Below are 24,296 nucleotides of genomic sequence, written 5' to 3'. Positions count from 1 at the left end.
CGCTCGCGGCGCCCTAGAGAAGCTTGCGCTGCGCCAGATTTGCCATGAGCGCCGAAATGCCGAACGTCCATGGTGGGCATTCCGTCGACAGCCGTACCGTGTTCACCAGCGCGCCGAGCTTGCCTGAAGAGATTTCGACAACGTCGCCGATCTTGTGGGTGAAACCCTGGTTTGGCGTGTCGCGATCCTGCGTTGGCGCAAACAGTGTCCCGAGGAACAGCATGAAGCCATCCGGGTACTGATGATGAGCGCCAAAGGTCTGTCTCACGAGATCCGTTGGATCACGACTGATCCTGGACATCGAACTCTTGCCGGTGAGGATGAATCCGTCTGCTCCCGTGACAGTGAGGTCCAGCTCCGCTGCACGGACATCGTCAAGGCTAAAACTCTCGTCGAGAAGCCGGATGAAAGGACCAATCGAGCATGAGGCGTTGTTGTCCTTTGCCTTGCCGAGCAGGAGCGCGGAGCGGCCTTCGACGTCGCGCAGATTGACGTCGTTGCCAAGTGTCGCACCTTTGATCTCGCCGCGGCTGTTGACGGCCAGGACGACCTCCGGCTCGGGGTTGTTCCAGGTCGAGATGGGGTGCAAGCCAACATCGGCGCCCCATCCGACCGCCGATAGGACAGGCGACTTCGTGAAGACTTCGGCGTCAGGCCCGATCCCGACCTCGAGATACTGGGACCACATTCTTTCATCGATGAGGGCCTGCTTGACCTTGGCGGCTTCAGGCGATCCGGCCTTGAGGTTCTCAAGGCTGCCGCCGATGAGGGTCCTTACGCGTTCACGGATCGTCGCGGCACGGTCCGGGTGTCCGGCAGCCTTCTCTTCAATCACGCGCTCGATCATCGACTGCGCGAAGGTGACGCCACACGCCTTGATGGCCTGGAGGTCTGCAGGGGCAAGCAGATGGATTCGTGACGTGTCCTGGGCGCCAATGCCGGCGTCATCGACATCCTTCAACCGACAAAGGACTGGGCCGACTGCGGCACGAACGAAAGCTGCGGGATCAGGCATGTCCAGAAGCGCGCTGAGCGTCGGCGTTTCCCTTGACGTAATGTCGATCAGCTCACCGTCCCGGAGCAAAACCACGCATGGGCCCTTGACTGCAGGGTTCCAGACCCGACCCACGAACAGACCACCTGCGGCGACAGAATCCTGAAGAGTATATGGCATTGAGTGTTCCGTGACCGAGCGGTGGAGGCGCCCAATATCAAGAAAGAAGAGCCACCCCTCCATCCCGGCGGCGGCTGGAAATCGAGCACAATCAACGCCGCTCGACAAGCTCAAATTCGTTGCCGCGCGGTAGCGTGTCTGCCGACGCAATGGGCGCGGTGCCGGAAATGGCACCGCGCCCATTGTTCTCCAGCCCGCGCTTGGCCTAGTGGTTGTCGCGCGGAATGCCCTTGGTCTGGGCGATGCGCTGGTACTTCACCGCGGGCTCGAGAACGGCACCGGTTTCCATCTGGCCGACGTAGGTCCGCTGGATTTCCTGCCAGGGGGTCTGGCTCTCCGGATAGACATACCCGCCTGCTGCCTCGAGCGCCTTGCGTCGTTCCGCAAGCTCCTCGTCACTGATGAGGATGTCGGCGGTCCCCTTCTTCAGGTCGACGCGAACTTGGTCGCCGGTCTTCAGCAGCGCAAGCCCGCCGCCGGCTGCCGCTTCCGGCGAGGCGTTGAGAATGGATGGCGAACCTGATGTGCCGGACTGACGACCGTCACCGATGCAAGGCAGGGAACTGATACCCTGCTTCAGCAGGTAGTCGGGCGCGCGCATGTTGACGACCTCGGCGGCGCCGGGGTAGCCGATTGGGCCTGCGCCGCGCATGAAAAGGACCGTCGAGGCATCGATTGCCAGCGACGGATCGTCGATGCGATGGTGGTAGTCTTCCGGTCCGTCGAAAACGACCGCGCGACCGACAAAGGCTTCCGGATCGTTCGGGTTGGAGAGGTAGCGCTGGCGGAACTCGGGCGAGATCACACTCGTCTTCATGATGGCCGACGAGAAGAGGTTGCCGCGCAGGACCCGGAAGCCGGCGCGCTCCTTCAGCGGACGCTCGAACGGACGAATGACCTTGTCATCCTCGATCGTCGCTGTTGTGTAGTTTTCACCGACAGTCTTGCCGTTGACGGTCATCGCGCTGGTGTTGATCAGGTCATGCTTGATCAGCTCGCCCATGACGGCGGGAACACCACCGGCGTGATAGTAGTCCTCGCCGAGATATTCCCCCGCCGGCTGCAGGTTGACCAGCAGCGGGATTTCCTCGCCGTATGTCTGCCAATCATCGACCGTCAGTTCGACGCCGACGTGGCGGGCCAGCGCGTTGAGATGGATCGGCGCATTGGTGGAGCCGCCGATAGCAGAGTTGACGCGGATCGCGTTGATGAAAGCGTCCTTCGTCAGGATGTCGGAGGGCTTCAGATCCTCGCGAACCATCTCGACAATGCGCAGCCCACTTTCATAGGAAATTTCCTGTCGGTCGCGATAGGGCGCGGGAATGGCCGCTCCGCCCGGCAGTTGCATGCCAAGCGCTTCCGCGAGCGAGTTCATCGTGGTCGCCGTACCCATGGTGTTGCAGTAGCCAGTCGACGGCGCGGAGGATGCGACAAGCTTGACGAAACCCTGGTAGTCGATCTCGCCGCGCGCCATCATCTCGCGCGCCTTCCAGACGATCGTACCGGAGCCAGTGCGCTCGCCGCGGAACCAGCCATTCAGCATCGGGCCGACCGAGAGCGCGATCGCCGGAATGTTGACGGTTGCCGCGGCCATGAGACAGGCGGGCGTTGTCTTGTCGCAGCCGATGGTCAAAACGACGCCGTCCAGCGGGTAACCGTAGAGAACCTCAACGAGGCCGAGATAGGAAAGGTTACGGTCGAGACCCGCGGTCGGACGCTTGCCGGTTTCCTGGATCGGGTGGACCGGGAACTCGATGGCAATACCGCCAGCGTCACGAATACCTTCACGTACGCGCTTGGCGAGTTCAATGTGGTGACGGTTGCACGGCGACAGATCCGAACCGGTTTGTGCGATACCGATAATCGGCCTGCCCGATTGCAGTTCTTCCTGGCTGAGACCGAAGTTCATGTAACGCTCCAGGTAGAGCGCCGTCATGTCCGGGTTTGCGAGGTTGTCGAACCACGCCTTGGAACGAAGCTGGCGCGATCCGTCCTGCTCTTGAACTGCGTTCTGATTCGGGGAGGGGGTCTTCTCTGCCACGATAGATGTCCTTGCGTTGACGCGGTTGTTGTCATGCACTTAACTGATCGGTACACGAATGTATAATCAGTCTTTCGCATTTTGATATGCGAATTTCTTATATCGGGTGAGGCATTATGGGATTGGATGGTTTCAGACTGCGACACTTGAAGATGCTCGTGGCGCTCAGTGAGCACGGAAAACTCGGTGTGGTTGCTGAAATGTTTGGTGTCTCGCAACCGGCGCTTTCGAGAACCTTGAACGAGCTCGAGCAGATGTCCGGGCACCAGCTCTTCGAACGCCATAACCGGGGTCTGATCCCGACACTTCAAGGCGAGGTGATCGTGCGCCACGCCAAGATGCTGATCTCGGAAGCACAGCGCGCCGAGTACGAGATGGTGGTCGCCGCGGCCGGGCAGGGAGGTAGCGTTGCATTCGGCACGATCATGACACCCGCGGCCGACTATGTTGCCCCGGCCCTGCAGCGGATCTTCGACACCCATCCGACGATCGATATCAGCATCGCCGTCGGTAGCAGTGACGTCCTGCTCGAGGACGTCCTGAGCAGAAGGCTGGACTTTGCCGTCTGCCGCATTCCAAGTGGCATGAACCCACTCTGGTTCGATTATCTGCCTGTTGGTCAGGAAACCCTGCGCGTCATCGTGGCAGTTGATCACCCCATGTCCACCAAACCACTCGTAACCGAGGAAGACCTGAGGAACCAGAGCTGGGTGCTCCAGCCACACGGTTCGTTCCTTCGACAGGTCGTTGACGACTTCATACGCCGCCATGGCATCGTCCCGGCGAGCGTCGTTTCGACCGCCGATGCGCTGCTGACCATGCTTTTGATTCTGCAGAGCCAGCGGCTCGGCATTTTCGCCGAGCCTGTCGCGGCCCTGCTTCAACGCCACGGTCTCGTCAAGGCGCTGCATATCGAGGGGGACATATCCGTCCCCGGGTTCGGGCTCATCAAACTCAGGGACCGCGAGCTCTCCGCCTCCGCCGAGCTGCTCTACAATGTGTTTGCAACGACGCGGAGCCCATGAAAAAACGGCGTTGCAGCTCAAGGCGCATATTGCGTGACCATCCGCGCGTCCCGGCGGAAGTCGGACGGTGACATGCCGGCGATGTGGCGGAATGACTTGTTGAATGCACTGATCGAACCGAACCCGCTGTCCATCGCAACCTGCAGCACATTTGCCTCATCATTCATCAGCATCGCCTGGGCACGAGAGAGGCGCAGAAGGTTCACATACTTGTTGAGTGTCATGCCTGTTGTCTTCTTGAACAGGTTCATCGCGTATTTCGGATGAAGGTCAGCGGCGCGGGCGATGTCGACCGAATCGATTTCCTGCAGGAAGTTGACGGCGATGAAATCGCACATCCGCGCCACGCTGCGCGACGACTGCGGATAGCACTGCTCGATGTCGTCGGCATCCGTCGGCCCGAGTGTGGGAATCATGGTATAAGGTTCGAGTGCGATTCGCTCGACGCGCAACAGCATCTCATCGACGGCGTGCTGTGCCATGGCCGGATCACCCGACCGCGTGTAGCGCACCCAGCGCGGAAAGTTCTCCATGTCCGCCGCGTCGGTCGCCGAAGTAAACAGGATCTCGCCCTTCATCAGGCGGCTCGAGATGTTGAGCGGCAGGCGCATGCGGAAGAAATAGACGAGCGGCAGGTGCCCCCCTGCATAGATCGCATCCTCGGAGCAATCGTCCATCTGATGCGGTTGCCCGCCCCAAAACAGGCACATATCCCCAGCCGTCATCGAGATCTTCTGCCCATTGATGCGGTAGTGCACGCTGCCCCGCATGACATAATTGACTTCGACCTGCACATGCCAATGCGGCATCAGCATCACAGGTGGATGGTTGTGAAACATCTGAAGGGCTGTCGGCAACCCTTCGATACTGCTCGCTCCCGGCTGGTAGACAGCCCGCCTTACGATCTTACTTTCCGCCAAATCCATGTTCCCTTTTTAGGAGACAGCGGCTCCCTTCCAGATAGTCTAGCCGCGTTCGCTAAGGGACGGCAATTGAAAAGGGAGGATTTTCAATGCGCTTCAAACTTATCGGTGCGACCGCTGCAGTCGCACTGCTTGCTTCCGGTTCTGCATTCGCGCAGCAGTCGGGCAATCTCACCATCTGGAGCTGGAACATCGCCGCATCGGCGCTGAAGTCCACGCTCGAGGGCTTCAACAAGCAGCATCCGGATATCAAGGTCACGGTCGAGGATCTCGGCAACCAGCAGGTCTTCGACAAGATGCTGGCGGCCTGCGCTGCCGGCGGCGAAGGGCTTCCCGACATCGTCAGCGTCGAGAATTTCGAAGCGGAAATCTTCTGGAGCCGCTTCCCCGACTGCTTTGCCAACCTCAAGGAACTCGGCTACACGCCTGAAATCCAGGCGAAGTTCCCTGACTTCAAGCGCACCGAGCTCGAGGTCGGCGATGTCGCCTATGCGATGCCGTGGGATTCCGGTCCAGTCGCGGTCTTTTATCGCCGCGACTTCTATGAAAAGGCCGGCGTCGATCCGTCGACGATCAAGACCTGGGACGACTTCATCGCCGCAGGCAAGAAGATCTCTGCCGCCAACCCGGGCGTCGTCATGGCGCAGGCCGACTTCAACGGTGACAGCGAATGGTTCCGCATGATCTCGAACGAGCAGGGCTGCGGCTACTTCTCGACGGATGGCCAGACGATCACGATCAATCAGCCGGCCTGCGTTGCAACGCTTGAAAAAGTCAAGCAGATGAAGGATGCCGGCACACTGACGGCAGCTATCTGGGACGAGAAGATCCAGGCCAATACAGCAGGAAAGGTCGCCAGCCAGATGTATGGCGGCTGGTACGAAGGCACAATCCGCTCCGGTTCGCCCGATCTCTCGGGCAAATGGGGCGTCTATACGATGCCAAGCCTGACGGCGGACGGCCCGCATGCGGCGAACCTCGGCGGTTCATCGCTCGCGATCGCTGCCAACTCCCAGAACAAGGAAGCAGCCTGGACCTACATCAACTATGCACTCGGCACCAATGATGGCCAGGTCACGATGCTGAAATCATTCGGCCTTGTTCCGTCGCTGCTGACCGCCGTCCAGGATCCGTTCGTCAACGAGCCTCTGCCCTACTGGCATGACCAGAAGGTATGGGCAGACATCCTGTCGACCCTACCGAAGATTGTTCCAAGCCGCGGCACGGCGTTCCAGACGGATGCCGACTCGATCTACAGGGCGGCGCAGACCAAGTACTTCGCCGGTGGCTATCCCGACGCGAAAGCCGCGCTCGATGACGCGGCAAAACAGATCGCCACGGCGACAGGTCTTCCTCTTGCGAACTGAGTAATGGCGCCGGGCGTGGCGACACGCCCGGCCTCCATCCCTTGGGATGGCTCGTCTCGTTTGTGAGGAGAATAGAATGCCGATCCGGAACCGGAACGCCTACGCTTTTCTTGCGCCCTATCTCCTGGTGTTTGCCACCTTCTGGATATGGCCGATCATCAGTTCATTTCTGACCTCGTTTCAGAACACCCGCGTTAATCCATGGAAATTCAGTCTTTCCATTAACTGGGGTCGTCTCATTGGCGATCCGGCCTTTTACAACGCGCTCTACAACACGCTGATCATCCTGGTCATCCAGGTTCCTGTCATGATCGCCATCGCAACTGGCATGGCAGTGCTCTTGAACTCACCGCTTTTGAAGGCGCGACCGCTGTTTCGCTTTGCCTTCTTCGCGCCCGTCGTCGTTGGCGAAGTAGCCTATTCAGCCGTCTTCCGGCTGATGTTCAGCTTCGACTTCGGGATCGTCAACAAGATCATCACTCTCGTCGGTCTTCCCGCCGTTTCCTGGTTCGATAATGCCAACGCCGCCATGACACTGATCATCATCGCCGTGACATGGCGCTGGGCGGGCTATAACGCGATCATTATTCTCGCCGGCTTGCAATCCATTCCAGACGACGTCTACGAGGCGGCAACGCTGGACCGTGTCAGTAAGACCCAGCAGTTCTTCCACATCACCCTGCCGCTCCTGAAACCGATCATCCTTTTCTGTGTCATCCTGTCGGTCATCGGCACGATGCAGCTGTTCACGGAGCCGTTCCTCATCACCAATCGCGGTGGCCCGGGGGGTGGAACGGAAACGCTTGGTCTTCTCCTTTATCGCGAAGGCTTCCGCTCGCTGAATTTCGGTTACGCTTCGGCTGTCGCCTACACGATGGCTGCGCTGGCAGTCGCAATCTCGCTCCTCAACCTCTGGATCGGAAGGGAGCCAAAGTGAGATCGAAGTCTCAATCGCTGCTGCTCCGGCAGATTGCCCTCCACGCTGCCCTGACGCCGCTTGCCATCATCTGGCTATTTCCGTTGTGGATGATGTTCGTCTTCTCGACGATGTCGGACTTCGGCATCTTCAGCCCGGAGATCGTGCTCTTGCCCTCGACCAATTTTGTCGAGAACTTCAAGAACCTGCAGGCTGATACCGACTTCATCCGCGCGATGTTCATCTCCATCGGTGTTGCCGCAATCTATACGTTCCTATCGGTACTGCTCACCTCGATGGCAGGCTGGGCGCTGGCCCGCTACCGCTTCGTCGGACGTTCGATCGTCATCGGCATCATTCTGGGCACCATCACGCTGCCGTTTGCCGTCGTCGTCATCCCGCAATTCATCATGGTGGCTCGCGAGTTCAAGCTGGCCAACACCTGGATCGCGTTGATCGTGCCGCCGCTCTTTAACTCGCTCGGCGTGCTGTTCATGCGCCAGGCCTTCTCGATGATGCCCGGCGAATTGTTCGATGCTGCCCGTGTCGAAGGCGTCAAGGAATGGCAGATCTTTCTCCGGATCGCTTTGCCGCTCGCCAGGCCGACGATGGCTGCGCTCGCCATCATCCTCTTCTTGCATTCCTGGAACAACTACCTCTGGCCGCTGCTCATCAACTCCAAACCGGGGATGATGACAGCACCAGTGGCGCTCGGAACGCTGATCGGCCTGACCAAGGTCTCCTGGGGCGGGATCATGGCTGGCGCCATGCTGCTGACAGCGCCGATCCTAGTCGTCTTCGTGTTCCTGCAGCGCCACTTCATCGCCGGCATTGCGGCCGGCGCAGTCAAATAATCGGGAAACGCCTGATGTCTGAACTTTCGTTGAAAAATGTCGTGAAGCGCTTCGGCGCGCTGGAAATCATCCATGGCGCCAATCTTGAGGTAAAGGACGGCGAGTTTGTCGTCTTCGTCGGCCCATCTGGTTGCGGGAAATCGACACTGCTTCGCATGATCGCTGGCCTCGAGGACATATCGGCTGGCGAGATCAATATCGGCGGCAAGGTCGTCAATGACGTGGAGCCGGCCGACCGCGGCATTGCGATGGTTTTCCAATCCTATGCGCTTTACCCACATATGACGGTGGAGGAAAACCTGAGCTTCGGGCTGCGCATGAACGGCAACCCGAAGGCGGATACCGAAAAACGGGTCAAACACGCTGCGAACATCCTGCAGATCAACGAACTGATGCAACGGCGGCCAAAACAGCTATCGGGCGGCCAACGCCAGCGCGTTGCGATCGGCCGGGCCATCGTGCGCGAGCCACAAGTGTTCCTCTTCGACGAGCCGTTGTCGAACCTCGACGCCGAGCTACGCGTGCAGATGCGCGTCGAGATCTCCCGCCTTCACAAGCAGCTCGGCACGACGATGATCTATGTGACGCATGACCAGACGGAGGCGATGACCCTTGCCGACAAGATCGTCGTCCTGCGCGCCGGCAACATCGAACAGGTCGGCGCACCACTCGACCTCTATGACGACCCCGCCAACCAGTTCGTGGCGGGCTTCGTCGGCTCACCCAAAATGAACTTCTTGAAAGCCGAGATTCTGGAGCGGAACGCTGCAGGCGCGACGGTTGCCCTTGCTGGCGACAGAAACGTTCGGCTGACCCTGCCGGTAACAAGTGCACTGGAATCCGGTGCGTCGGTAACGCTCGGCGTACGGCCGGAACACTTCGTTGACGCAGGGCAGGGCAATGCGGATCTCACCGTCACCATCGACGTCGCAGAACACCTTGGCAACACCAGTTACATCTACGCGACCACGGCGGCGGGCGAACAGATGATCATCGAGCGACCCGAATCTCGCGCCGCTGGCAATCGAGACACCCTGACGGTCGGTCTCAGCGCCAAGCACAGCTTCCTGTTCGACAGCGCCGGCAACCGCCTCCGCTGACTCCGAATTCATCCCAAGACTATGCAATGAAGAAGGAATTCCCATGAGCACAGACCAACCGATCCGCTGGGGCATCATCGGCCCAGGCACCATCGCGCGCACGTTTGCGGACGGCATTGCGCATTCGCGCACAGGAAAGCTCGTCGCCATCGCCACCCGCACCCCGGAAAAGCCCGGGCTTGGCGAAAACTTCCCCGGCGCCCGCATCGTCAAGGGCTACGACGCGCTGCTGACGGATCCGGAAATCGACGCGATCTATATCGCCACACCTCATACTGGCCATGCCGAATGGGCGATCAAGGCGATCCGATCAGGCAAGCATGTCCTCGTGGAAAAGCCGATTGCGCTTTCCGCATTCGACGCCGACGCAATTTATCACGAAGCGAAGAAAGCCGGCGTCTTTGCAGGCGAGGCCTTCATGTATCGCGTCCACCCGCAGACGGCCAAGATTGTCGAATTGGTCAAGAGCGGTGTCATCGGCACTGTGCGGATCATTCGCTCGAGCTTCGGCTTTAACATGGGCACGTTCAGACCCGAGCATCGGCTCTTTGCCAACGAGACGGCCGGCGGCGGCATTCTCGATGTCGGCGGCTACCCGGTCTCCATGGCGCGATTGATCGCTGGTGCAGCCGAAGGTAAAGCGTTCCTCGAGCCCGAAAAAGTCTCCGGCGTCGGCCACCTTGGCCAGTCCGGGGTCGATGAATGGGCCTCGGCCGTCCTGAAATTTCCAAACGGTATCATCGCCGAGGTGTCATGCTCGATCATGGCCCAGCAGGACAATACCCTGCGCATCATCGGGTCGGAAGGACGCATCGAGGTCAAGGACTTCTGGTTTGCCTCAGGGCATAAGGGTGGCATCGGCAACATAGACGTCATCAAGGGCAACGAGCTGCAGACCATCGAAGTCAAGGAGGATCGTTGGCTTTATTCCTTCGAGGTCGACGCAGCCGGCGATGCCATCCGCGCCGGTGAGACGGAATTCCGCTCTCCGGGCATGGGTTGGGCCGACTCGGTCGGCAATCTGCGCGTCCTCGACCAATGGCGTTCCTCCATTGGCCTGGAATATGCGATCGAGCGGGCAGATCGCCGGAAGACGAACCTTGCGGGGGCACCCGTGCGACCAGGCAATGCCGTCCCGCGCCGCCAGATCCCTGGCCTCGCAAAACCTGCGTCGGTCGTGACTCTCGGCTTCGAATTCTTCCCGAACTTCGCCGCCGCGTCGCTGACCCTTGATGCGTTCTACGAGGCAGGAGGCAACGTGTTCGACACGGCCTTCGTCTACGGCGGTGGCAAGACGGAAAGCATCTTCGGAGACTGGCATACCAGCCGGCAGGTCCCGCGCGAGGAGATCGTGCTGATCGGCAAGGGCGCCCATTCTCCGCTCTGCTATCCCGATATCATCGCCAAGCAGCTCGACCAGTCGCTGAACCGGCTCAAGACCGACTACGTCGACATCTATTTCATGCATCGGGACAATGTCGACGTTCCGGTCGGAGAGTTTGTTGATGCGATGGATGCCGAGGTGCGCCGAGGCCGTATTCGTGGCCTGTTCGGCGGTTCGAATTGGACGCGCGAGCGTATGGATGAAGCAGCAGCCTATGCTGCCAGGACCGGCAAGACGGCGCCGGCTGCGCTCTCGAACAACTTCTCGCTCGCAGAAATGCTCGACCCGATCTGGGCTGGATGCGTGGCAGCCTCCGACGACGACTGGAAGACGTGGCTCAAGCAGAAGCAGATACCGAATTTCGCCTGGTCCAGCCAGGGACGCGGCTTCTTCACCGACCGTGCCGGACGTGACAAGCATGACGACGAGGAGATCGTGCGGTGCTGGTACTCGGACCGGAATTTCGAACGCCGCGACAGGGCCATAGAGCTGGCAATCAGGCTGGGCCGCAGCCCGATCCACATCGCGCTTGCCTATGTGATCGCGCAGCCTTTTCCGGTCATTCCGCTGATCGGGCCACGGACCATCGCCGAGCTTGAGGACAGCCTCTCGGCGCTCGACATCAAGCTTACCCCCGAACAGGTAAAGTGGCTGGAAGCGTAAGTGAAGGATGGTCGGCCCGGGACCCTGTCCCGGGCAGATGGAGACACCAGGCCAAGGAACGCTGGAGCAGAGCGCCCTGAAAGCGTATACTCCACCGCCTTAGGCCGGAAGCGGCCCTAGCTGGTCATCAGAGAGGGAGCGAACCATGAAACGGCTGGGTTTGATCACGGCGTCGCTGACGCTTGTGGCCTCCAGTGTTTTGGCTCAAGAGCCTGTCGTCGGAACCTGGAAGACACAAGTCGGTACCACCGCCGCCATTGACGAATGCGCCCAAGGTTACTGCATCACGATGAAAACCGGAAACAACGCTGGCAAGCGGATCGGGTCCTTCCGCGGCAGTAACGGCAACTTCACCGGAAGCATTGTCGAGCCCGAGAGTCGGAAAACCTTCAACGGCGTGCTGACGCAAACCGGGGATACGGTGCATATGCGAGGTTGCACCTTGAAGGTGATCTGCGTCTCCCTCATCTGGACACGGCTATGACAGGCGACGCGACAACGCCCTCGTGTCTTTCATGGCGCCGATGACCTGGCGGTATTCTTCCGCAATGGATATTGCCGCCCTTGCCACCACGGGATTGACCGTCTTGCGGTCGATCGCGTCCGAGCAGGCTTCGAAAACGCCCCGCAACTCCCGCTCGATCCATGAGAGTTCCGGATAATGCTTCACCAGCACCTGTGGAAGAAGTTTTGCCTTGGCTCTCATTGACTTCGAGCGATCAATGGTGGCCGGGCCTGCATCGGTAATATCCAGAATTGCTGCTTCAAGCTTTCCAGTGGCGCTGACGATATCGGTAATCAAAGGGGTCATTTTTCCCTCCTGACATTACACCTGATTTCGCCATGCATTCTTCGTGCCAACCGGCTCTCAAAGGGCTCCGGAGACGTCTGGAAAGCCCATTACGGGTTTCCGTAGTCGAAATGTGCGATGTTGCGCCTGCCGGAAAACGGTCGGCATTATCCCAAATGCGCATGCCGCCTGTTTTATAGGCGCGATCGCGAAGGTGATGAAGATTGATGCAGTTGCGCCATCGCAGATGCAGCGAGGCGTCCATCGTGCCGTCCGGTGACCTGATGCCGGTGCCTTGCTGCAAGGATCAAAAGGAAGACCAGGGACCTGATTGGACGTGAGCGTCCGGCGAAGGCATTTTCAAGTGTCGAGAGCTATTGGCCCCGTTTCATCTCATCGGCCATGACACGGTCGATCATGTCGGGATCGCATTGTGTGTCGATGAGGAACTCGCGGATACCGCCGTCCCAGGTCCTGATGTCGGCGAGTAGGCTTTGAAGTTCTTCGATGCCATTCTCGGTCAGGCCCTTCGTGCCATCTTCACTGCCATCACTTACGTAAACCAGTTCGCCCTCGGAGATGTTGTCCGAGTTCGCGGTGATTTCCTCGATCAGTTCGAGGTTCTCGCCTACCATGCCGGCGACTTGGTTGAGCGTGTAGATGAACCTTGAGCAAGCCATCAGGCAGCCTCGCACCGACCGTTTGCCGGCGTCCAGTTCCAGGGCAACAGATCTTCAAGTCGATCCTTGGGATGATCCTGGATCCGGGTCAGGACATCTGTCAGATAGACCTCCGGATTATGGCCTTGCAGTTTGACCGTCTCGATGATGGTCAGAATGTTGGCGATGCGCTCACCGCCCTTGTCCGAGCCGGCAAAAAGCCAGTTTTTCCTTCCGATTCCGAGTGGACGCATGGCTCGTTCAGCGATGTTGTTGTCGATTTCGACACGGCCATCATCGATGTAGACGCTCAAGGCTGCCCATCGCGACAGGGCGTATCGCATCGCCTCGGCCAGCCTCTGTTTCTGTGGCAAAGTCGAGAGCGTGGTTTCGATCCAGGCCTTGAGATCGTCCAGAACTGGTCGGGCATGGTGTTGGCGCAGGGTGCGCCGATCGTCAGCCGACATCCCTCGGATACGGTTCTCGATATCGTAGAGAGCGCCGATGCGCGACAGCCCTTCATCAGCGATCGGCGACGGCTTCAGCTTGATCACATCATGGAACTTGCGGCGCACATGCGCCATGCAGGCAGCTTCGATGATCTGGTTGCCGTAGAGTTTCTTGTAACCCCCGTAGCCATCTGCATGCATGACGCCGCTGAAGCTTGCCAGGTGGTCAGCCGGATGCGCGCCCTTGCGGTCAGGGCTGTAGTAATAGCCGATGGCTGCAGGAGTGGCGGATTGATAGCCACTGCCGTCAAAGACGTAGACCCAGACCCTGCCGGTTTTTGTCTTCCCCCGCCCGGGGTCGAGAACATCGACCGGGGTATCGTCCGTATGTATTCGGTCGAGTGCTGCGATATGGGCCCTGATCAACAAGACGAGTGGCGTCAGCAAAGCAGACACGCGGCCGACCCAGTCGGCCATCACGGATCGGGAGATGTCTATCCCCAACCGGTCGTACATCTCGGAGAGGCGATAGAGGGGGATGTGATCGTCGAATTTGGCGATCATGATATGGGCGAGCAGTCCCGGCCCGGGTTTGCCGCGCTCGATCGGCAAGGTCGGCATCTCGCCAGCCACCGTCGTATCGCATTCCCTGCAGATCATGCGCTTTTCGATATGCCGGACAATCTTGACCGACGCCGGCACGTGCTCCAACACCTGGACCACCCTGTCGGCCGCCTTCAGGAACGAGGTGCCACCGCAAGTCGGGCAATTGCAGGGAGCCGCATAGACAAGTTCTTCGGTGGCGAGACCATCGGGCAAGGGCTTGCGCTTCGGCTTCTCGGATGCGTCGTCCAACTCTGGCAGAGGAGTTTTGCCGGAGCGCAGTTCAGCCTCGGCACGGGAGGCCTCAATCTCCTCCAGCATCAGTTCGAACTGCTCTATCTTCCGGTCGATCTTTTCCGAAGAGGCGCCATGCTGCCGATGTCGGAGCAGCTCCAGTTGTGCGCGAAGAAGCCCGATTATGGAGTCACGCTTGATGACCTCGGCTTCCTGGCTCTCAAGCTTCGCCGCCTGTTCGGCGACCAGTGCGCGCAAAGCAGTGAGCTCGTCCTGACTGTCCAGCGGCGCTGTTTCCATACCCGCAAATCTAGCCGATTTGCCTCTGATGCACCAGCGTTATGCCTCGGATGTCCCTGCAAAATATAGCTTTTATCCCGTTCGGCCAGGAGCCGAAGTCCATGCCGGCCGACGCCAGTCGATCCCTTCCACGAGCATGGAAAGCTGCGCCTGAGTCAGGTGCGCGACGCCCTCTTTCGCCGTCGGCCAGGGAAAGTATCCGCGCTCCAAAATCTTGTAGAACAGGCAGAATCCCTGGCCATCCCACCAAAGAAGCTTGATCCGATCAGCGCGCTTTCCGCGGAAGCCGAAGATCGCGCCCGAGCCCGGCGCCTCCTTCACCACCGTCTCCACCAGCGCGGACAAACCATCAATGCCACGCCGCATATCGGTCACCCCACAGGCCAGATAGACCCGCACGTTCCCCGATGGCCCGATCATGCCGCCTCCACGCAAGCGACCAGCGGACCAAGCAGCTTCAACTCGACGTCAGCCGGAACCTTCAAGCGCCGACCGTTTCGAAGCAAGATCTCCACGATCGCCGGCCTCGTTGCCGCCGTAGTCGGCTGGCTTACGCCAACCTCCTCGGTGATTTCCACCGGGAGGAACACCGTCGGCCGATCGGCATAGCTGAATGATTGCCGCCATAATCGGATCTGGCCCGGATGAATGTCGTGCCGGCGAGCCACGTCACCAATGCGAGCACCGGGCTCATCAGCTTCCGCCAGTATCCTCAGCTTCGCCTCGTCCGACCAACGCCGTCTGCGCTCGGTACCGGACATGATCTCTATGCGAGCCATGAAACCTCTTTGTTCTGGTATTAATGTCAGCATTAATGCTGGTTCGAATGCCAGAACATCGCCTGATTTGCCCGATCAGCAAAAACAGCTCACCGGACGCTCACGATTGGACCAACAAGACAACGGAACGAAACCGACCTCGAGACACAGGATCGGGACGACCGACAAACCGGCAGGCGCGCGGCCGGCCAGTCGGGACGCCCTGGACTACCTATTCGTCACGAGAAGGAAACATGCCTGAGAGCACATAAAGCAGGTCGATCGTCTCGGAATGCAGAACCCGGTAGTAGACCTGGCGTCCCGTCCGTCGTTCCGTAACGATGCCTCCCGATCGCAGCTTCGCCAATTGCTGAGATACTGCAGCCTGAGGCATGTCGAGCGCGTCCTGCAATTCCCCAACGCTGCGCTCTCCGCCTGCGAGCGCGCACAGGATTCGCATTCTCGTCTGATGGGACATGTGTCTCAGGAACTGGACTGCCTCGTGGATACTAAAGCAGTCGACTATGGCTTGATCTGACATCCTCGATCCGTCGTCTTAAAGCGCGCTTGGCGCGGCTTTGGAATTCAGCAATTGGCGCGCCCGCGAGCATTTGCAAACGGCAGCGACGGAATGCCACAGAGAGGTGACAGAGCGAATCCTCGGTGGTCCTCGGCAGACAAGGAAACGGGCGGCGGGAAGCACAATTGGCGGATTTGGAGGCAGCGACGACCATTTTGGACAGGTCGGGCGGTGGGCTGTACGAACGCTTTGATCGCTTTGAAGAAATCTGAAAATCCAATTAATATTACTATTTACTAATCAAGAAACTCGTATACCGTCAGCAAGGACGACCGGAACGATGCATTGGTCGCGCTCGCGACGCCTTGGAGGAGGCGCATGCATCCGGCCGCCAGTCGCAAAACGGGCACACGCACCGGTGGCCCCCTCGGGAGGTGTACTATGAAGCCTATGAAGACTAATGCTGCCCTGTTCATTGCAGGACTGATGCTGAGCGTCGCGTCGGTCACGTCATCCCATGCTGCCGACAAGCCTACGCTTGCCTTCGTGGTCAACGGCGCCTCCGATTTCTGGAAGGCAGCCGAGGCAGGCGTCAAGAAGGCGCAGGCGGAAATGCCTGATTACACGATGGAACTGAAATATCCTGAGCAGGCATCCGTTGCCGTGCAGCAGCGCCTGATGGACGATCTTGTCAGTGCGGGCGTCAAGGGGATCATGGTTTCTGCCGTGGATCCAAAGACCTCGACTGATGGGCTGAACAAGATCGGCTCGCAGACCGCGCTGTTCACCACAGACAGCGACGCACCGCAAACCAATCGCGTTGCCTATATCGGCTCTTCCAATATCGACGCCGGCAAGCAGGCGGCCGAGATTGCCAAGAAGGCGATGCCGGACGGCGGCAAGTGCATCGGTTTCGTGGGCCTTCTTGGAGCTGACAACGCCAAGGAGCGCATCCAGGGCATGAAGGACGGCTTGAAAGGAACAAAGATTGAGCTGACCGACGTGCGCGGTGACGATATCGATCAAACCCGCGCAAAGAAGAATGTCGAGGATGCTCTTGTTGCGAGCCCCGACGTCACCTGCATGGTCGGCTTCTACTCGTATAACACGCCTAGGATTTACGAGGCCCTGCGTGATGCGGGCAAACTTGGCCAGATCACTGTCGTTGGCTTTGACGACGACCCGATCACACTTGGGGGCGTCAAGGAAGGTACGGTCGCCGCGACTGTCGTGCAGCAGCCGTTCGAGTGGGCCTACCAAGGCATGAAGCTGATGGCCTCCTACCTCAAGGGCGACAAGTCAGGGATACCGGAGAACAAGCTCATCATCATTCCGACCGTGATCGTCGGGAAGGACGACGTCGATGCTTATGCCGCTAACCTGAAGGCCATGGCAGGAAAGTAGATCTCCTTCGCGGCAGCGATGCGAAATCGCTGCCGCGAACGATGTCCCAAGCCAGTGGCATAGCAGCATGGACCGGTCCGCAAACAACCACGACATACCACCACCACTTCCGGAGAAGCCGTTTCTCACCCTTTCCGGCATCGGAAAAACCTATCCGGGTGTGGTCGCTCTCGACGGACTGTCGATCGACATTTTCCCCGGCGAGGTCATCGGCCTCGTCGGCGAGAACGGTGCGGGGAAGTCGACCCTGATGAAGATCCTCGGGGGTGTGATCGCACCCGATCGGGGTACAATGCTGCTCGACGGGGTCGAACGGCATTCGCTCAGCGTCGAAACGAGCATTGCCTCGGGCATCGCCTTCGTGCATCAGGAACTCAATCTGTTCGAGAATCTCGACGTCGCTGCCAATGTCTTCCTCGGTCGTGAACCACTCAAGGCAGGTCCCTTCAGGCTCGTTGACCGGAACCGGTTGAGGGACATGGTCAAGCCGCTTCTGAAGCGGGTAGGGGCGCATTTCACGCCCGATACACCGGTCGCTTCCCTTTCACTTGCCGAACAGCAGATGGTCGAGATTGCCAAGGCGCTCTCCATCAACGCCAGACTTGTTATTTTCGACGAACCGACCTCGAGCCTCCCTCTGGCCGAAACCGAGCGTCTCTTGAGCATTATTAATCTGCTCAAGGCGGATGGCATCAGCGTCATCTTCATTTCGCACCGACTTCACGAAGTCGAGCGCGTCGCTGACCGGGTTATCGTGCTGCGCGATGGCATGCTGGTCGGCACACTTGCCAGAGCAGATATTGGTCATGACCAGATGGTCAAGCTGATGATCGGCCGCGTCCTGGCGGCACGAACGGCAAAGCCAAGGCGATCGCCTGGCTCGGTCGCGTTAAAGGCAAGCATGGTTCGGACTGGCGCCTATCCTGGCCGGCCCGTCGATCTCGAAATACGCTACGGCGAAATTCTCGGGCTTGCAGGGCTCGTCGGATCGGGCCGCACCGAACTGGCGCGAGTGCTATTCGGCATTGACCGAAGCTATGGCGGAGCGGTCTTGCAGGATGACAAGCAAATCGCCATTAACAGCGCGCGAGACGCCGTTGAAAACGGTATCTTCCTGGTGCCCGAGGATCGCAAACGCAACGGGATCCTTCTCGACCTCCCGATCGCAGCAAACATAACGCTCGCCAATCTCCCCGCCCTTGCCACGAACTTCATGGTTTCCACCGACCGAGAAAGGACCGCGGCCGAAAAGCAGCGTGCCCGCCTCGGCATCAAGGCGCCCTCCGTTTCGGCGCGGACAGGCACTCTGTCCGGCGGCAACCAGCAGAAGGTTGTTCTCGCCAAATGGCTGTCGATGAGCCCGAAGGTCATGATTTTTGACGAGCCTACACGCGGCATCGATATTGGCGCCAAGAACGAAATCTATGGCCTGATGCGAGCACTTGCGGACACCGGCGTCGCGATCCTGATGATATCGAGCGACATGGAAGAGGTGATCGGCGTCTCCGACCGGATCGCCGTCATGCACGAGGGCCAGATCGCCGGCATACTGGACGATCAGGAGATAAGCCAGGAAAGCGTGCTTTTGCTTGCCGTCGGCAAACGGCTAAAATAGGGCCGCGACCTACGGAACAGGCATCGGAACGGAAACGCGATGACAAAAAAAGACCTCGGACTTCTGCTGCTGATCATCGTCGTGGGCATCGTCGTCGCGATCATAAATCCACGCTTCCTGCTACCCATCAATCTTGCGAATACATCAAATCTCATCGGGCTTTTCGGCATCCTGTCGATTGGTCAGGCCTTCGTGATCATCACCGGCGGCATCGAACTCTCCGTGGGGTCGCTGGTGGCGCTCCTCGGTGTGCTGTTCATCGATTTCATCGCTGTACAGGACATGTCCCCGACCCTCGCCCTTCCGCTCATCCTGGCGCTCGGGGCAGTCATCGGGGCGATTCATGGCTGGCTCATCACCCGGTTGAACCTGCAGCCCTTCGTCGTCACACTCTGCGGTCTTCTGATCTACCGCGGTGCCGCGCGCTTCTACACCGCCGACGGAACAGCGGGATTTGCGTTCGGCCAGAATTTCCCTGAACTTGAATTCCTCACGGCCGGTCGGTTCTACGGCGTGCCAAACACCTTCATTGCGCTTGTCGTCATCGCCGTTGTGATGTGGGTGGTGCTACACCGGTCGGTGTTTGGTCGTTACCTCTATGCAATCGGGAAAAACGAGGAAGCTGCCCGCTACTCCGGCATCCGGACCGACCGGATGATCATGGCGGCCTACGTCATCTGCGGTTTGCTCACCGCCCTGTCCGCCATCTACTTCGCCATGTACACGCGCTCGATCTCACCGGCCAGCCATGGTCAATTCTATGAACTCTATGCGATCGCAGCGGCGGTGCTAGGTGGTTTTTCACTCCGTGGCGGCGAGGGATCCATCATTGGGGTAGTGCTCGGCACGATCCTCCTCCAGGAATTGCAAAACCTGGTGAACCTCCTCGGCATCCCGTCGTCATTGAATTTTGCCGTCATGGGCGGGGTCATCCTGATTGGTGTCCTGATCGACCAGCAATGGCACGCCATTCGCGCGCAACGTCGTCTTGTCTCGGCAGCCAAGCAAACCGAAACCCGCGTACAGGCAGAAGCAAAGACCACAGCCATAGCCAGTCAGGAGTGAGCGCGAGCCACTGACGCCACTGAGTTTCATAAATCTGAAACGACCGGGCATGACACCGAAAATGGTGCGCAACGCTGTCTTCTGCTAGCGGCAAGAAGTGCGGGTTTGTGGGCTGAGGATCGATACACCGTTAGGATGCGCTGTAGCGCCTGTCCATCAACTGCCGGCCTTCAAGGACGTCGTCAATCTCGTCATACCGCACGCTGAAGACAATTCGTCAGGCTTCGCGGCACGTCGGTTTTGCCCAATCTGGCTCCAGGCAAAGCGCCACGCCGACCTGCATAAACTCCAACAAGCGCTAACCGGCGATGCGGTCGCGTGGTGCCCGGATCCTGTCCCATTGGCGCGCAGACCCGACGACCGACAATATCCGGCAGGCCGTGAACGTCTGCGGAGCGTTGCGACAAGGCTACCAGGTCAGGACATGTCGCCGGATCGATCGAGCGGAGACGGCATCGTGCGGGCGTTTCGCGGTGATTGCCTGGCTGTGTCCCCCGTTTTGACAGGACGCTCCACTGCGGTCTCGATGAGGCTTGTCTGACCCAAGACCGCCTCGCCTTGCTCGGCTCGTTCGGCATGGCGCAACGGCCGGCTCGTTTTCTTCCCCTGCCGGCCAGGGCCGTCATTCCTCGCGCGGACAAGAAAGCCTCGACCAGGCCGTCCTCCACTTCGTTGCGGTCTTTGAAGATGCGCGCCGCCCGTCTTCGGTCTCATCGACAGCCATCGAGGACGCGATGGGCGCGACCCGATCAACAGAAGGAAGACAGCAATGGCAACGATCGGCTCTTTCACCGCCTCCAGCGACGGCTTCACCGGCACGATCAAAACTCTCAACCTCAATGTCAAAGCCAAGATCGTTCGCGTCGAACGCTCGTCGGAAGATGCTCCGGACTTCCGGGTGCTCTGCTCAGGTGTCGAGTTCGGCGCCGGGTGGCTGAAGCAGGCTCGCGACAGCGAACGCGACTACATCTCGGTCAAGCTCGATGACCCCTCGTTTGCAGCACCGATCTACGCGACGCTGGCCGAAGTCCAGGGCCAGGAAGGACTGCAGCTCATCTGGTCGCGCAGCGCCCGCAGATAGGCCACGCAATGAGGCCCCGCCCAGATCCGGGCGGGGCTTTCGCCCGTCACTTGTTGAGCGCGCCGCTCAGCGCATTGCCGCCATGAACGTCGCTCTCCTGGCGGCGGCGATCTTGCTCGTCGCATCGCGCCGATTGGCTGCCTGGTGCTTTGCCGTTGCCATCACAAACTCTGGAAGCGTCTTTTCCCTCACAACGGCTTCGTTGATTTGCCTCACACTGCTTTGATCACTGTCATGCCCAACGCATGCGGATGGCCATCCCAACCCTAGCCTTGCCGCGGCAGCGGCGGCATCTCGTCACGGCAGCACTCTTGGCACCCGGACGCAAGGGAAAAACTGGTGCCACACGAGAGCTAAAACTGTCAGCTCAGACCGGGCCAGTGTGCAGGGTGGGCAAAGCCAGCTCAAGGCCGCACGGCCCCTCCGATTTTCTCTTCGCTTCGCTGCACTACGCTGCGACAAAATTGGTTCCTCCGCACGCCGGCTCTGCCGGTCGCATGCGCGCCTTGACCTGTCTCTCCCCGCCCTGCCTGCCGCCGTCATCTGTCACATCAGTCACGGAGACGAGGATGACCATCGACCAGCACATCGAAGAACTGCGCGCCGAGGCCCGCAATGCCGAAACGCTTCTGGAGCGCAAGGCGATCGAAGCCGAACTCCAACTGGCGCTTGCCGAACGCGAAGTCATCTGGGCCGAACTCGACGGCCGCATCGAGCCGGAGCCGCCGTTCTGAGGCAGCTTTGCCCGTTGCAGATCGAAGCGCGCCGGATCGACCGGCAGCCTTCGATGCTGTCTCTCAATAGCCATTGTCTTGCAGATAGATGTCGATGGCCGCCTGCAGGATCGCGGTCATCTTCACGTCGTTCTCATGGGCCGCCCGCATCAACCTCTCCTTCACCGCCTGCTCCAGCGGCACGTTGACGTAGAAGCGGACTGCCCGGTCCTTTGCCCGCTTCAGGTTCTTCAGCCGCCGTGCAGCCTCCTGCTGTTCGCTGCCACGTTTTGCAGCGCGGCCGCGCCGCTCCTCTTCAGGGAGCCGAGGTAACAACGTTTCCGTTGCCTGCGGCGGCAAGGATTTCGCCGTGTTTGTCAGCGGAGCGCTGCGATTATCTGCCGCCTCGACACTGCGCTTCGCATCCACCAGGGTTCGCCTGGCTTCCGGCTCGCGACGCGGTGCAAGCGAGAACTGCTCAATGTCGATTGTGTCCTTGCTCACGCTGCCACCTCATCTGATGCCGCCACCCGCCGCAGCTCGATCTCCTCAACCAGGGCCTTTACCTCAAGGCGCGCCTTGCGCACGCTTTCGGTCAGTTCCTGCATCTGCAGCGTGCCAAGACCGTTCTGGATGTCACGGTAGACGTTGCGCTCGAACAGCTCCGTCTGCAGCAGCATGGTCTGATAGTTCGCCTCGATGAGGCCAGCGACGAAAGGACGAATGAAGCGGTAGGCTGCAAGGCTTCGGCCAGGCAGGGTAATTCGGGTGCGAACGTTCATGTGGATGACAGACAGCCCATAGCGGTCGTTGATGTCATTGACCTCGGCGACCGTCTGCCCTGCTGCCTCGATCTCCTTGATGCCTGGCTGGACCGGCGACAACACCACGTCGGAGGATCGGATGATTGTCGTCTGCAGCACACTGTCGACCCCTGCGGCGTCAACCAGGATCACATCAAAGGCATCGCGGTATCGATCTATGGTCTCAGCAACCGCCTTGCGGGTGGCCGCGATGGTAACCTCGATATTGCCAGGAACGTTGCCTTTGGCGTGACACAGCTTCCACCAGCCGGCGAGATTCTGGCGGCCATCGGCATCGACCATCAGGACACGCCGCCCGTCAAGCGCATACTCCCCGGCCAGAAGTGTCGCCAAGGTCGTCTTCCCAGCGCCACCCTTGTTGCTTACCACTGCATAGATCAGGGACATCGTCAGCTCCGCCAGATATCGCAGAATATGAACCATTATAGTTCGTCTTTGCGTTTCGTCCAGCCTGTCGTTTTTGACCCTGCGATGTGGACAATCTGCCCCATCGTGGGCACCCACCGATCGGGCATGGCTCACGACGGTAAGATGTGGACACGTGTCCACAGAATGTGAAAGCAGGCTATGCCTATGTCATAGCGTAATACTTTCTTGCTACATCGAACTATCGTGTGTTCACACGACATGGTGGTGTGATGGCGAGATAAGACTTTTCCCAATACGCCGGCTAGCCTCGCGCTCTGGGTATGCATCCAGTGACGGGTTGCAAATGCGAACCAAAACAGTCTATATTGGTTTGGCAGGATACGCAAATTTGTGATACAAATTTGCTGACGATCGACGGACGGGCCGTCGATGGCGCCTGCGGCTGTTCGATCAGGGTTACACCAGTGGCTCACGTCAGGCAGGCAACATCGGCGGCAGGCGCCTTGCGGCAGCGCAAGGACCGTGTCGTGCATGCTCGCTTTGCCGCCTCCGAATGGAGTGCGGCTGAGGATGCAGCCAGGCAAGCTGGCATGACGCTGTCGGCCTTCATCCGGTCGCTGACACTGGATGGCGCCGACATCCTGCCGTTGCTCACCGAGGAGGACCGCGCCGTCTTCGAGCTCCTTCACCGTGACCTCAGGGCAATCGGCGTAAACCTCAACAGTCTGGTCCGGCTCTCAAGGCAGGACAAACGATCGCCCGAGATTGTCGCTGCGCTTGGCGAGCTGCAGCCGCTCATTGCCGGGCTGATGCTGGAGCTGCATCGGCTTGCCGCCCGACCGGGACGCACGATCAGGAGGGATGGCTGATGGAGATCTTTCTCGGCGCCTTTACCGAGGAATGGGAGCAGCGCAGAGCCGCCTATCTGCACGAGCGCCTGGCTGGCAGGAAGCGCGCAACCGACGATGAACAGCCTCGCCGGCGCAGCCTCGCTGAGGACGGCAGCCGTGTCCGCCGCGGGATGACGGTGCGAGCCAGCGGTTATCCTGGCATGGGGCGACATGCACCGGCGCCGCGGCCAATGGCGACGCGCTTTACAGCCCTTGCCAGCGGCAGCCAGCCCGCGGTGGTGAAGATGGCATCGTTTGCCGGAGGCGGGCGTCTGGGGGCGATGGCAAGCTACATCTCGCGCAATGGCGAGCTTGTGATGGAGAACCAGGCAGGCGATACAATGCTGGGTCGCGAGGCGCTCACCGCCCTTGTGGACGACTGGGCTGACTTGATGGGCAATCGCGCCGAAAGCCGCGACATCGCCTCCTTCCGCATCGACGTCGCCAGCCAGCCCGGCGAGGGCCGAGCGCTGAATACCAGGGCGGGGGATATTGTGACGTCGGCGCTCGGCGACCGGTCCTTCGCCTTTGCGGTCACCGAGCGGCAGGGACAGTACCGCATCGACGGTGTGGTG

General features: G+C 59.8%; 24 protein-coding genes and 1 pseudogene. 14 read left to right on the top strand and 11 right to left on the bottom strand.

Annotated elements, in window-relative coordinates; all coding sequences use genetic code 11:
* Positions 1 to 13: 13 nt before the first annotated feature.
* Positions 14 to 1,174: a fumarylacetoacetate hydrolase family protein gene (locus FHT97_RS26840; protein ID WP_183758172.1), complete on the bottom strand. Its 1,161-nt coding sequence runs from the start codon at positions 1,172 to 1,174 to the stop codon at positions 14 to 16.
* Between the two features lie 205 nt (positions 1,175 to 1,379).
* Positions 1,380 to 3,215, bottom strand: a complete 1,836-nt coding sequence (locus FHT97_RS26835; RefSeq protein ID WP_183758174.1) for an IlvD/Edd family dehydratase — start codon at positions 3,213 to 3,215, stop codon at positions 1,380 to 1,382.
* A 116-nt stretch (positions 3,216 to 3,331) separates the two neighbouring features.
* On the opposite strand from FHT97_RS26835, the gene FHT97_RS26830 reads away from it, so the two are divergent.
* Positions 3,332 to 4,240 carry a LysR family transcriptional regulator gene (locus FHT97_RS26830; RefSeq protein ID WP_183758176.1) on the top strand — a complete coding sequence of 303 codons (909 nt, stop codon included), beginning with the start codon at positions 3,332 to 3,334 and terminating at the stop codon, positions 4,238 to 4,240.
* Positions 4,241 to 4,257: 17 nt separating this feature from the next.
* On the opposite strand, the gene FHT97_RS26825 is transcribed toward FHT97_RS26830, so the two are convergent.
* On the bottom strand, positions 4,258 to 5,166 hold the full coding sequence (locus FHT97_RS26825; protein ID WP_183758178.1) for a helix-turn-helix domain-containing protein: 909 nt from the start codon (positions 5,164 to 5,166) through the stop codon (positions 4,258 to 4,260).
* An 86-nt stretch (positions 5,167 to 5,252) separates the two neighbouring features.
* Here FHT97_RS26825 and FHT97_RS26820 point away from each other — a divergent pair, with 86 nt between their 5' ends.
* The 6 genes from FHT97_RS26820 to FHT97_RS26795 all read left to right on the top strand — a co-directional run bounded on the left by FHT97_RS26820 (position 5,253) and on the right by FHT97_RS26795 (position 11,931).
* Positions 5,253 to 6,530, top strand: a complete 1,278-nt coding sequence (locus FHT97_RS26820; RefSeq protein ID WP_183864748.1) for an ABC transporter substrate-binding protein — start codon at positions 5,253 to 5,255, stop codon at positions 6,528 to 6,530.
* A gap of 76 nt (positions 6,531 to 6,606) precedes the next feature.
* Positions 6,607 to 7,467 carry a sugar ABC transporter permease gene (locus FHT97_RS26815; RefSeq protein ID WP_183758182.1) on the top strand — a complete coding sequence of 287 codons (861 nt, stop codon included), beginning with the start codon at positions 6,607 to 6,609 and terminating at the stop codon, positions 7,465 to 7,467.
* The gene (locus FHT97_RS26810; RefSeq protein WP_183864747.1) at positions 7,464 to 8,300 is read left to right on the top strand and encodes a carbohydrate ABC transporter permease; all 837 of its coding nucleotides are present in this window, start codon (positions 7,464 to 7,466) and stop codon (positions 8,298 to 8,300) included. Before FHT97_RS26815 ends, FHT97_RS26810 begins: the two co-directional genes overlap by 4 nt.
* A 14-nt stretch (positions 8,301 to 8,314) precedes the next feature.
* Positions 8,315 to 9,400: a sn-glycerol-3-phosphate ABC transporter ATP-binding protein UgpC gene (ugpC, locus tag FHT97_RS26805; RefSeq protein ID WP_183864746.1), complete on the top strand. Its 1,086-nt coding sequence runs from the start codon at positions 8,315 to 8,317 to the stop codon at positions 9,398 to 9,400.
* 43 nt (positions 9,401 to 9,443) lie between these two features.
* Positions 9,444 to 11,447: an aldo/keto reductase gene (locus FHT97_RS26800; protein ID WP_183758188.1), complete on the top strand. Its 2,004-nt coding sequence runs from the start codon at positions 9,444 to 9,446 to the stop codon at positions 11,445 to 11,447.
* Positions 11,448 to 11,592: 145 nt separating this feature from the next.
* Positions 11,593 to 11,931, top strand: coding sequence for a DUF2147 domain-containing protein (locus FHT97_RS26795; RefSeq protein WP_183758190.1), 339 nt, complete (start codon positions 11,593 to 11,595; stop codon positions 11,929 to 11,931).
* Here the strand turns inward: FHT97_RS26795 and FHT97_RS26790 are convergent.
* The 6 genes from FHT97_RS26790 to FHT97_RS26760 all read right to left on the bottom strand — a co-directional run bounded on the left by FHT97_RS26790 (position 11,926) and on the right by FHT97_RS26760 (position 15,781).
* Entirely contained in the window at positions 11,926 to 12,258 is a 333-nt protein-coding gene (locus tag FHT97_RS26790; RefSeq protein ID WP_183758192.1) for a hypothetical protein, read from the bottom strand. The two genes, FHT97_RS26795 and FHT97_RS26790, sit on opposite strands and share 6 nt — an antisense overlap.
* Before the next feature lie 353 nt (positions 12,259 to 12,611).
* The gene (locus tag FHT97_RS31655) at positions 12,612 to 12,917 is read right to left on the bottom strand and encodes a hypothetical protein (protein ID WP_037138382.1); all 306 of its coding nucleotides are present in this window, start codon (positions 12,915 to 12,917) and stop codon (positions 12,612 to 12,614) included.
* On the bottom strand, positions 12,917 to 14,482 hold the full coding sequence (locus tag FHT97_RS26775; RefSeq protein ID WP_183759292.1) for an IS66 family transposase: 1,566 nt from the start codon (positions 14,480 to 14,482) through the stop codon (positions 12,917 to 12,919). The genes FHT97_RS31655 and FHT97_RS26775 overlap by 1 nt, the downstream gene beginning before the upstream one ends.
* 72 nt (positions 14,483 to 14,554) lie before the next feature.
* Positions 14,555 to 14,902 carry an IS66 family insertion sequence element accessory protein TnpB gene (gene tnpB / locus FHT97_RS26770; RefSeq protein WP_012478058.1) on the bottom strand — a complete coding sequence of 116 codons (348 nt, stop codon included), beginning with the start codon at positions 14,900 to 14,902 and terminating at the stop codon, positions 14,555 to 14,557.
* Positions 14,899 to 15,261, bottom strand: coding sequence for a transposase (locus tag FHT97_RS26765; RefSeq protein ID WP_183759291.1), 363 nt, complete (start codon positions 15,259 to 15,261; stop codon positions 14,899 to 14,901). Before FHT97_RS26765 ends, tnpB begins: the two co-directional genes overlap by 4 nt.
* Positions 15,262 to 15,472: 211 nt before the next feature.
* The gene (locus tag FHT97_RS26760; RefSeq protein WP_183758194.1) at positions 15,473 to 15,781 is read right to left on the bottom strand and encodes a metalloregulator ArsR/SmtB family transcription factor; all 309 of its coding nucleotides are present in this window, start codon (positions 15,779 to 15,781) and stop codon (positions 15,473 to 15,475) included.
* A gap of 420 nt (positions 15,782 to 16,201) precedes the next feature.
* On the opposite strand from FHT97_RS26760, the gene FHT97_RS26755 reads away from it, so the two are divergent.
* The 5 genes from FHT97_RS26755 (at position 16,202) to FHT97_RS26735 (ending at position 21,659) form a co-directional block, all read left to right on the top strand.
* Complete coding sequence (locus tag FHT97_RS26755; protein ID WP_183758196.1) at positions 16,202 to 17,164, top strand: sugar-binding protein; 963 nt, start codon at positions 16,202 to 16,204, stop codon at positions 17,162 to 17,164.
* Between the two features lie 67 nt (positions 17,165 to 17,231).
* Positions 17,232 to 18,779, top strand: a complete 1,548-nt coding sequence (locus FHT97_RS26750) for a sugar ABC transporter ATP-binding protein (protein WP_183758198.1) — start codon at positions 17,232 to 17,234, stop codon at positions 18,777 to 18,779.
* A gap of 39 nt (positions 18,780 to 18,818) precedes the next feature.
* A complete protein-coding gene (locus FHT97_RS26745) occupies positions 18,819 to 19,844 on the top strand; it encodes an ABC transporter permease (RefSeq protein ID WP_183864745.1) in 1,026 nt (341 codons plus the stop codon).
* Between the two features lie 769 nt (positions 19,845 to 20,613).
* Positions 20,614 to 20,925, top strand: a complete 312-nt coding sequence (locus FHT97_RS26740; RefSeq protein ID WP_183758202.1) for a DUF736 domain-containing protein — start codon at positions 20,614 to 20,616, stop codon at positions 20,923 to 20,925.
* A 569-nt stretch (positions 20,926 to 21,494) separates the two neighbouring features.
* Positions 21,495 to 21,659, top strand: a complete 165-nt coding sequence (locus FHT97_RS26735; RefSeq protein WP_183758205.1) for a hypothetical protein — start codon at positions 21,495 to 21,497, stop codon at positions 21,657 to 21,659.
* A 63-nt stretch (positions 21,660 to 21,722) separates the two neighbouring features.
* On the opposite strand, the gene FHT97_RS31170 is transcribed toward FHT97_RS26735, so the two are convergent.
* Entirely contained in the window at positions 21,723 to 22,142 is a 420-nt protein-coding gene (locus FHT97_RS31170; RefSeq protein WP_183864744.1) for a hypothetical protein, read from the bottom strand.
* Positions 22,139 to 22,849 carry a ParA family protein gene (locus FHT97_RS26725; protein ID WP_183864743.1) on the bottom strand — a complete coding sequence of 237 codons (711 nt, stop codon included), beginning with the start codon at positions 22,847 to 22,849 and terminating at the stop codon, positions 22,139 to 22,141. The genes FHT97_RS31170 and FHT97_RS26725 overlap by 4 nt, the downstream gene beginning before the upstream one ends.
* Before the next feature lie 383 nt (positions 22,850 to 23,232).
* Between FHT97_RS26725 and FHT97_RS26720 the strand changes: the two genes are divergently transcribed.
* Positions 23,233 to 23,700 carry a mobilization protein gene (locus tag FHT97_RS26720; RefSeq protein ID WP_183864742.1) on the top strand — a complete coding sequence of 156 codons (468 nt, stop codon included), beginning with the start codon at positions 23,233 to 23,235 and terminating at the stop codon, positions 23,698 to 23,700.
* Positions 23,700 to 24,296: pseudogene (locus FHT97_RS26715) on the top strand (conjugal transfer protein TraA); the annotation flags it as partial. The gene FHT97_RS26720 and the pseudogene FHT97_RS26715, both read left to right, overlap by 1 nt.

The sequence above is a fragment of the Rhizobium sp. BK399 genome (genome assembly GCF_014194695.1).
Lineage (GTDB): Bacteria > Pseudomonadota > Alphaproteobacteria > Rhizobiales > Rhizobiaceae > Rhizobium.
Note: the sequence above shows the minus strand (reverse complement) of the source record. Positions and strands in the feature narration are given on the sequence as shown.